The following is a 9,329-nucleotide window of genomic DNA, read 5'->3' as shown; positions in this document are numbered from 1 at the left end:
GAGTACAAGGCCCTCCGCGCCGCCGGCAAACCCGCGAAAGTCGCCCTCGTCGCCATCGCCAGGAAGATCGTCGTCGCCGCCAACGGCATGCTCAAATCCGGACAACCCTGGCAAAGGCCCGCTTGACCCAACACGGTCGCCGGGTCTGCGGCCCGCTGCGCGGTCCTCCGCCCGGGATGACGAGCTTTGTTGGAGGGGAAGGACTACGCCTTCACCCCCGCCCAGCCGCCGCCCAGCGCCTGCACCAACGCAACCGCCGCCGCCTGACGCGACACGCGCGCGGTCGCCAGTTCACGCCGGGCCGACAGGGCCGAGGCCTGGGCGGTGACGACGTCGGTATAGGCCACCTGGCCGGCGCGATACTGATTCAGCAGCATCTGCTCGGTCTGGTCGGCGGCGGTCGAGGCCGTCTGCAACAACGCGTACTGGCGCTCCAGCACCCGCACCGCCGTCAGCTGGTTCTCGACGTCCTGGAAGGCCTCCAGCGCCGTCTGGCGGTAGTCAGCGGCCGCCGCGTCGTACGAGGCGCGGGCCTGGGCCACCTGGGCCTTGCGGGCGCCGGCGTCGAACAGGGTCTGGGCCGCGGCCAGGCCCAGCGACCAGGTGTTGGTCGAGGCCGCGAACAGGTCGCCCAGCTTCGTGGCGCTGCTCGAGCCGTCGCCGGTCAGGGTGAAGGTCGGGAAATAGGCGGCGCGGGCCACGCCGATCTCGGCGTTGGCGGCGGCCACGCGGCGCTCGGCGGCGGCGACGTCGGGACGGCGCTCCAGCAGGGTCGAGGGCAGGCCGACGGGGATTTCCGGCACGCTGGCCGACCAGTTGGGATCGGCGGCGATCGTGAAGCTGCTGGCCGGCTCGCCGACCAGCACCGCCACGGCGTTCTCGTAGGTGGCGCGCGTCTGGGCCAGGCCCTCCAGGGTCGACTGGGCGTTGGCCAGGGTGGTCTGGGCCTGCAGCACGTCCGAGCGCGGAGCGATGCCGGCGTCGTAGCGGTTCTGGGTGATCTTCAGGGACCGCTGGTAGCCCTCGACCGTGGCCTGGACGAGGGCGATCTCGGCGTCGGTCTGGCGCAGGCCCAGATAGTTGGTGGCCAGTTCGCCCTGGGCCGACAGCTCGGCGGCGGCCAGGTCGGCGGCGCTGGCCTGGGCCGAGGCCTTGGCGTTGTTCACCGTCGCACGGATGCGGCCCCAGACGTCCGGCTCCCAGCTGGCGCCGATGCCGGCCTGATAGCGCTCGCCCTTGCTGGACGACGAGGCGCCGCCGCCGCCCGTCTTGGTGGCCGAGCCCGACAGGTCGATCGCGGGGAACAGCGAGGCGCGCTGCTCCTTCACCAGGGCGCGGGCCTGGCGATAGGCGGCCTCGGCCGAGGCAATGGTCTGGTTGTTGACCTTCACCCGCTGGGCCAGGGCGTCCAGCTGCGGGTCGCCCAGCAGGGTCCACCAGTCGCCGCGATCGACGTGGTCGGACGGGCTGGCGGCCTGCCAGCCGTCCAGCGCCTTCCAGGCGGCGGGCGTCGGCGAGGCGAGCTTGGGGGTCTCGTAGGCTGGGGTCGTGGAGCAGGCCGCGACGAGAGCGAGCAGGGGAAGCGAAGTCAGAAAGCGGGCGGTCATCGGGCGGGCTCCGGCGGGGCGGGCATGTGGGTCAGGTCGCGCTCGTCCTTGCGCCGCTTGCCGCGCAGGCGGTCCATGTAGACGTAGACGACCGGGGTGGTGATGAGGGTCAGCAGTTGGCTGGCGATCAGGCCGCCGATGATGGTGATGCCCAGCGGCCGGCGCAGCTCGGCGCCTTCGCCGAAACCGATGGCCAGGGGCAGGGCGCCCAGGGCCGCGGCCAGGGTCGTCATCAGGATCGGGCGGAAGCGCAGCAGGCTGGCTTCGCGCACGGCCTCCAGCGCCGTCAGCCCCCGGGCCCGCTGGGCCTCCAGGGCGAAGTCGATGATCAGGATGGCGTTCTTCTTGACGATGCCCAGCAGCAGGAACACCCCGATCAGCGCGATGATCGAGAACTCCATGTTGAAGATCAGCAGGGCCAGCACCGCCCCGACGCCGGCGGCGGGCAGGGTCGACAGCACCGTCACCGGGTGGACGTAGCTCTCGTAGAGGATGCCCAGCACGATGTAGATCGCCACCAGGGCCGCGGCGATCAGATACGGCTGCTGCTTCATCTGCTCGTTGTAGCTGCGGGCGCTGCCCTGGAAGCTGCCGCGCACGCTGGTCGGCAGGCCGATGTCGGCCTCGGCCTGGGTGATGGCCGCCTGGGCCTGCGACAGCGACACCCCGTCCGGCAGGTTGAACGACACGGTGGTCGCCAGTTCGCCGTTCTGGTGGTTGACCGAGGTCGGGGTGGCGTTCTGCGAGACGCTGGCGATGGCCGTCAGCGGCGTCATCGGGGTTGCCGAGGTGTTCAGCGTCGAGCCGGTCGAGGCGTCGCGCAGCGACGGATTGACCGATGCCCCGCTGGTGCTGGCCGAGGTGGTGGTGCTGCTGGTGCTGGTCGGCACATAGACGTCGTTCAGCGCCTCGGGGCCCTGGGCGAACGTCTGGTTCCACTCCAGGATCACGCCGTACTGGTTGACGTCCTCGTAGATGGTCGCGACTTGGCGCTGGCCGAAGGCGTTGTAGAGCGCGTTGTCCACGGCCTTGGGGGTGACGCCCATGCGCGAGGCGCTGTCGCGGTCGATGGTGACCAGGGTCTCGACGCCGTTCTCCGACTGGTCGCTGTCGACGTCGGTCATGACGTCGGAATGCTCCTTCATCGCCTCGGCCAGCTTCGGCGCCCATTCCTTGAGGGCGGCGCTGGAGTCGCTGGTCAGGGTGTACTGGTAGGTCGAGTTGCTCGACCGCCCGCCCATCCGCACGTCCTGCACGGGGTTGAGGAAGATCGACAGGCCGGTGACCTTCTGCAGCTGCGGCCGCAGACGGGCGATGACGGCGCTGCCCTTTTCCTTGCGCTCCTTCATCGGCTTCAGATTGACGAACATGAAGCCGCCGCCCGAGCGGTTGCCGCCGGTGAAGCCGACCACGGTGTCGACGGCCGGGTCCTTGCGGATGATATCGACCACGGTCCGCAGCTTGGCCTGCATGACCTGGGACGAGACGCTTTCGTCGGCCCGCATGCCGGCCATCAACTGGCCGCTGTCCTGTTGCGGGAAGAAGCCCTTGGGCACGGCGATGTAGAGCCAGATGGTCATGCCGATGACCGCGATCAGGATCATCAGCACCAGCGGCTTGGCCGCCAGGGCCCAGTCCAGGCTGCGGGCGTAGAGCCGCTGGATACGGTCGAACATCTTCTCGAAGAGACGGGCGATGCGGCCTTCCTGGTGGCCCTCGGGGCGGGGCTTCAGCAGATAGGCGCACATCATCGGCGTGGTCGTCAGGCTGATCACCAGCGAGATCAGCACCGCCGCCGACAGGGTGACGGCGAACTCGCGGAACAGCCGCCCCACCTGGCCGCCCATGAACAGCAGCGGGATGAACACCGCGACCAGCGAGACGCTGATCGACAGCACGGTGAAGCCCACCTCGCGCGCGCCCAGCACGGCGGCCTTGAAGCGGTCCATGCCCGCCTCGATGTGGCGCTGGGTGTTCTCCAGCACGACGATGGCGTCGTCGACCACGAAGCCGGTCGCCACGGTGATGGCCATCAGGGACAGGTTGTTGAGCGAGAAGCCCAGCAGGTACATCACCCCGAACGTGCCCAGCAGCGAGACGATGGTCGCCGCCGTCGGGATGAAGGTCGCCCGGGCGCTGCGCAGGAAGGCGCTGACCACCAGCACCACCAGGATGATCGAGATCAGCAGGGTGACCTCGATCTCGTGCAGCGACGAGCGGATCGAGTTGGTGCTGTCGCTGGCCACCTGCACCTTGATGTCGCCGGGCAGCTGGGCGCGCAATTCGGGCAGGGCGGCGCGGACGCTGTCGACGGTCTCGATGATGTTGGCGCCTGGCTGGCGGGTGATCAGCACGATGATCGCCGGCTTGCCGTTGAAGAGGCCCAGGGTTCGGGTGTTGGCGACGCTGTCCTTGACGTCGGCCACGTCCGACAGCTTGACGCCGGCGTCGCCGCGCCAGGCCACCAGCAGGCCGGCGTAGTCGGCCGCCGTGCGGCCGCTGCTCGAGGTGTAGATCTGGTAGCGCTTGCCGTCGCCTTCGAGGGCGCCCTTGGGGCGGTTGGCGTTGGCCGCCTGGATCGAGGCGCGCACGTCCTCCAGGCTCACCCCGTACTTGTTGAGCAGGAACGGATTGACCGAGATCCGCACGGCCGGCAGCGAGCCGCCGCCGATCTCGACGTCGCCGACGCCCTGCACCTGGGCGACGCGCTGGGAGACGATGTTCGACACCGCGTCGTAGATCTGACCCGGCGTCTTGGTGTCCGAGGTCAGGGCCAGGATGATCACCGGCGAGTCCGACGGGTTCATCTTGCTGTAGGTCGGATTGCTCTTCAGCGTCGCGGGCAGGTCGGCGCGCGTGGCGTTGATGGCCGCCTGCACCTCGCGGGCCGCGCCGTCGATCTTGCGGTTCAGGTCGAACTGCAGGGTCACCCGCGTCGAGCCCGACGAGCTCTGCGAGGTCATCTCGTTGACGCCGGAGATGACGCCCAGGCGGCGCTCCAGCGGCGTGGCGACGCTGGAGGCCATGGTCTCGGGGCTGGCCCCCGACAGGCTGGCCGACACCGCGATGGTCGGATAGTCCACCTGCGGCAGGGGCGAGACCGGCAGCACGAAGAAGCCGAAGATCCCGGCCATGGCCAGGCCGACGGTCAGCAGGACCGTGGCCACCGGCCGGCGGATGAAGGGCGCCGACAGGTTCATGACGGCAGCCCCGGCAGCGGACGCTCGACCCGGCCCTCGTCGGCGTTCCCGTCCTCGCGGCGGCCCTTGGCGCTGGGCGCCAGGCGGTCGAAGGCAAGGTAGACGACGGGCGTCGTGAACATCGTCAGCAGCTGGCTGACCAGCAGGCCGCCGAAGATGGCGATGCCCAGCGGACGGCGCAGCTCGGCGCCTTCGCCGAAGCCCAGCATCAGCGGCACGGCGGCGAACAGGGCCGCCAGCGTGGTCATCAGGATCGGGCGGAAGCGCAGGATGGCGGCCTGGAAGATCGCCTTCTCGGGCGACTTGCCCTCGTTGCGTTCGGCCTCGATCGCGAAGTCGATCATCATGATCGCGTTCTTCTTGACGATGCCGATCAGCAGGATGATGCCGATGATCCCGATCACGCCCAGGTCATTGCCCGTCACCCACAGCGCCAGCAGCGCCCCGACCCCGGCCGACGGCAGGGTCGACAGGATGGTCAGCGGGTGGATGTAGCTCTCGTAGAGCACGCCCAGCACGATGTAGACGCAGACCACGGCCGCCAGGATCAGCCACAGCTGGTTGCTCAGCGAGTTCTCGTAGGCCCCGGCCGCGCCCAGGAAGGTGTGGGTCACCGACGAGGGCATGCCGATGTCCTTCATCGCCTTGCGCACCTCGTCCACCGCATGGCCCAGCGACACGCCAGACGCGGTGTCGAAGCCGATGGTGGTGGCCGGGAACTGGGCGACGTGGGTCACCTGCAGCGGCGCCTGCTTTTCCTTGATGGTCGAGAAGGCCGCCAGCGGGGCGGGCGAGCCGCCGCCGGTCTTGAGGTTCAGGTTGCCCAGCGACGCCGGGTCGGTCAGCAGGCCGGGCTTGGCCTCCAGGATCACCCGGTACTGGTTGGTCTCGGTGAAGATGGTCGAGACGATCCGCTGGCCGAACGCGCTGTAGAGGGCGTCGTCGATGTCCGAGGCGGTGATCGACAGCCGCGCGGCGGTGTCGCGGTCGATGTCGATATAGGCCGCCGAACCCGTGGCCGAGGCGTCGCTGTAGACGTTGCGGACGGCCTTCACCTCGGCGAGCTTGGCCGCCAGCTTGCCGGCCCATTCCTTGACCGTGGCGGTGTCGGCGCCTTCCAGCGACAGGCGGTACTGGGTCGGGCCGCTCTCGGCGTCGATGGTCAGGTCCTGGGTCGGTTGGAGATAGAGGGTCACGCCCGGCACGGCGGCCACGCGATCGCGCAGCCGCTGCATGATCTTTTCCTGCGAGCCGGAACGGTCGCTCTTCAGGTTGATCTGCATCTGGCCGGTGTGGAGCATGCTGTTGTTGGCGCCGTCGACCCCGATGAACGAGGCGACGTTCTCCACCGCCGGGTCCTCCAGGATGGCTTCCGCCGCCTGCTGTTGCAGGCCGGCCATGCGCTCGTACGACACCGACTGCTCGACCTCGGTGCGGGCCTGCAGCTGGCCGGTGTCCTGGGTCGGGAACAGGCCCTTGGGGATGACCATGTAGAGCACGCCGGTCAGCACCAGGGTGGCGACGGCGACGACCAGGGTGGCCTTCTGGCGGGCCATGACCCAGGCCAGGGCGACCTCGTAGCGGCCCTCGATCTTCTCGAACAGCGCCTGGGCCTTCTTGCCGACGCTGTTGGGCTTTTCTTCCTCGTCCTCGTGGCTCTTCAGCCAGCGGGCCGACAGCATCGGGGTCAGGGTCAGCGACACCACGGCCGAGATCAGGATGGTGATCGACAGGGTGATGGCGAACTCGCGGAACAGGCGCCCGATCACGTCGCCCATGAACAGCAGCGGGATCAGCACCGCGATCAGCGAGATGGTCAGCGAGATGATCGTGAAGCCGATCTCGCGCGCGCCCTTCAGCGCCGCCTGCATCGGCTTTTCGCCCTTTTCCATGTGGCGGATGATGTTCTCGATCATGACGATGGCGTCGTCGACGACGAAGCCGGTCGCGATGGTCAGGGCCATCAGGCTCAGGTTGTTCAGCGAGAAGCCCAGCAGGTACATCACCCCGCACGAGCCGATCAGCGAGATCGGCACGGCCAGGCTGGCGATGATCGTCGCCCGCATGGAGTGCAGGAAGAAGAAGATCACCAGCACGACCATCACCACGGCCAGCACCAGCTCCATTTCCACGTGGTGGACCGAGGCGCGGATGCCGGTGGTGCGGTCGGCCAGCACCTCGACCTTCAGGGTCGCCGGCAGGCCGGCCTGCAGCTCGGGCAGCTTGGCCTTGATGGCGTCGACCGTCTGGATGACGTTGGCGCCCGGCTGGCGCTGGACGTTGACGATGATCGACGGGGTCTTGCCGGCCCAGGCGCCCAGGCGGGTGTTTTCGGCGCTCTGCACCACGCTAGCCACGTCGCGGATGCGGATCGGGGCCTCGTTCTTGTAGGTGACGACGAGGTCCAGATAGTCGTCGACCGTCAGCAGCTGATCATTGGCGTTGATCGTGTAGGTGCGGGTCGGACCATCGAAGCTGCCCTTGGCGCTGTTGGCGTTGGCGTTGCTGATCGCGGTCTCGAGGTTCGACAGGGTCAGGCCGTACGAGGCCATGGCCTGGGTGTCGGCCTGGATGCGGATCGCCGGCTTCTGGCCGCCGCTGAGCGACACCAGGCCCACGCCCGAGACCTGGCTGATCTTCTGGGCCAGGCGCGTGTTCACGAGGTTCTGCACCTCGGTCAGCGGCAGGGTGTCGGAGGTAATGGCCAGGGTCAGCACCGGCGCGTCGGCCGGATTGACCTTGGCGTAGGTCGGCGGGGCGGGCAGGTCGGCCGGCAGCAGCGAGTTCGCCGCGTTCATCGCCGCCTGCACTTCCTGCTCGGCGACGTCGAGCGTCTCACCGAGGCCGAACTGAAGGGTGATGATGCTGGCGCCGGCCGTGCTGACCGAGCTCATGCGGGTGAGGCCCGACATCTCGCCCAGCTGCTTTTCCAGCGGGGCGGTGACGGTCTGGCTCATCACCTCGGGGCTCGCGCCCGGGTACAGGGTCTGGACCTGGATGGTGGGGTAATCCACCTCCGGCAGGGCCGACAGCGGCAGCAGCTTGAAGCCGACCAAGCCGGCCAGGACGATGGCCGCCATGAACAGGGCCGTGGCGACCGGCCGCTGGATGAAGGGACGCGAGGGGTTCATGGGGCGGCTTCCGGCCTATTCCGGACGCCGGCGGCCTTCACCGCCCTTGCCGCGTTCACCCTTGCCCTTGCCGCCGCCCTGACGCTGAACCTGGCCCGGCAGCTGAACCTTGCCGCCTTCGGTCAGGCGGTCGCCGCCTTCGGTGATCACCTTGTCGCCGATGGCGAGCCCCTGCGTGACCGCCACCTGGGTGGTGGTCGCCTGGCCGGTCGTGACCTTGGTCTTGGTGACGGTCTGGTCGCTCTTCAGCTTCCAGACGAACGAGCCGTCCGAGCCCTGGCGCACGGCCGTGGCCGGCACGACGATGGCGTCCTTCAGGGTGTCGAGCTGGATGCGGACATTGACGAACTGGCTGGGGAACAGCTTGCCGCCGGTGTTGGGGAAGCGGGCCTTGCCCTTCACCGTGCCGGTGCCGGTGTCGACCAGGTTGTCGAGGGTCGAGAACGTGCCCTGGTCCAGGGTGTTGGTGCGGGTGCGGTCGAGCACGGTGACCGGCAGGGTCGCGCCGCCGAACACCCGCTGCGAGATGCGCGGCACGTCGTCCTGCGGGACGGTGAATTCCACGTCGATCGGCGACAGGGTGGTGATCACCGCCACGCCGCTCGAGTCGCCCGAGGCGATGTAGTTGCCGACGTCCACCACGCGCAGGCCGACCCGGCCGCTGACCGGGGCGACGATGCGGGCGAAGCCGACGTTCAGCCGCGCGGTGCCGACGGCGGCGCGGTCGGCCATGACCGTGCCTTCCAGCTGCTTGACGGTCGCGGCCTGGGTGTCGACCTCCTGGCGGGCGATGGAGTCCTGGGCCAGCAGGGTCTGGTAGCGCTTCAGGGTCAGTTGGGCGACCGACAGCTGGGCTTCGTCGCGGGTCAGGTTGCCCTGCGCTTCCATCAGGCTCATCTGGAACGGGCGGGGATCGATCTGCACCAGGGTCTGGCCGGCCTGGACCAACTGGCCCTCGCGGAACAGCACCTGGGTGATGACGCCCGAGACCTGCGGCTTGACCGTCACGGTCGCGGCCGGGGTCACGGTGCCCAGGGCGTCGATGATCACCGGCAGGTCGGCCTTGCTCGCCGTGGCGACCGCCACGGTGCTGGCCGGACCGCCGCGACGACCGCCGCCGCCGCCGCCCGGGCCGCCGGGACCACCGGGTCCGCCCATGTCGCCGCCGCCCTGGCCGCCGTTGTGCAGCAGGGTCCAGGCCAGGACGCCGACGCCCGCCAGGGCCGCCACGGCGACGGCGCCGCCGATGATCCGCGCCCGACGGCTGGGCTTGCGGGCGGAGTAGGACGGGCTGGATTCGGTCATGGACGGCCTCTGGGCGCGGGCGGGCGGCGAAGATGGTCGAGACGCCGTCGTCGGGGCGACACGGCGGGGTAGGCGAGGGTACGAAA

4 protein-coding genes are annotated in these 9,329 nt (G+C 69.3%); all 4 read right to left on the bottom strand.

All coding sequences use genetic code 11. The features are described 5' to 3' along the window. Window positions 1-203: 203 nt before the first annotated feature. Genes AC07NS_RS19050 through AC07NS_RS19035 form a run of 4 tightly spaced genes read right to left on the bottom strand, consistent with a single transcriptional unit; the run spans window position 204 to window position 9,243 of the window. A complete protein-coding gene (locus tag AC07NS_RS19050) occupies window positions 204-1,607 on the bottom strand; it encodes an efflux transporter outer membrane subunit (RefSeq protein WP_494605744.1) in 1,404 nt (467 codons plus the stop codon). Next, window positions 1,604-4,807: an efflux RND transporter permease subunit gene (locus AC07NS_RS19045; RefSeq protein WP_494605742.1), complete on the bottom strand. Its 3,204-nt coding sequence runs from the start codon at window positions 4,805-4,807 to the stop codon at window positions 1,604-1,606. Before AC07NS_RS19045 ends, AC07NS_RS19050 begins: the two co-directional genes overlap by 4 nt. After that, the gene (locus AC07NS_RS19040; RefSeq protein WP_494605740.1) at window positions 4,804-7,938 is read right to left on the bottom strand and encodes a multidrug efflux RND transporter permease subunit; all 3,135 of its coding nucleotides are present in this window, start codon (window positions 7,936-7,938) and stop codon (window positions 4,804-4,806) included. Before AC07NS_RS19040 ends, AC07NS_RS19045 begins: the two co-directional genes overlap by 4 nt. A gap of 15 nt (window positions 7,939-7,953) precedes the next feature. Next, window positions 7,954-9,243 carry an efflux RND transporter periplasmic adaptor subunit gene (locus AC07NS_RS19035; protein ID WP_494605739.1) on the bottom strand — a complete coding sequence of 430 codons (1,290 nt, stop codon included), beginning with the start codon at window positions 9,241-9,243 and terminating at the stop codon, window positions 7,954-7,956. Window positions 9,244-9,329: the final 86 nt, after the last annotated feature.

This window comes from Caulobacter sp. GW821-FHT10A10, from assembly GCF_059415745.1.
Note: the sequence above shows the minus strand (reverse complement) of the source record. Positions and strands in the feature narration are given on the sequence as shown.

Excerpts from the sequence above, each read along its gene's own strand:
- AC07NS_RS19050 (WP_494605744.1), bottom strand. The coding sequence starts at position 1,607 with ATGACCGCCCGCTTTCTGACTTCGCTTCCCCTGCTCGCTCTCGTCGCG.
- AC07NS_RS19045 (WP_494605742.1), bottom strand. The coding sequence starts at position 4,807 with ATGAACCTGTCGGCGCCCTTCATCCGCCGGCCGGTGGCCACGGTCCTG.
- AC07NS_RS19040 (WP_494605740.1), bottom strand. The coding sequence starts at position 7,938 with ATGAACCCCTCGCGTCCCTTCATCCAGCGGCCGGTCGCCACGGCCCTG.
- AC07NS_RS19035 (WP_494605739.1), bottom strand. The coding sequence starts at position 9,243 with ATGACCGAATCCAGCCCGTCCTACTCCGCCCGCAAGCCCAGCCGTCGG.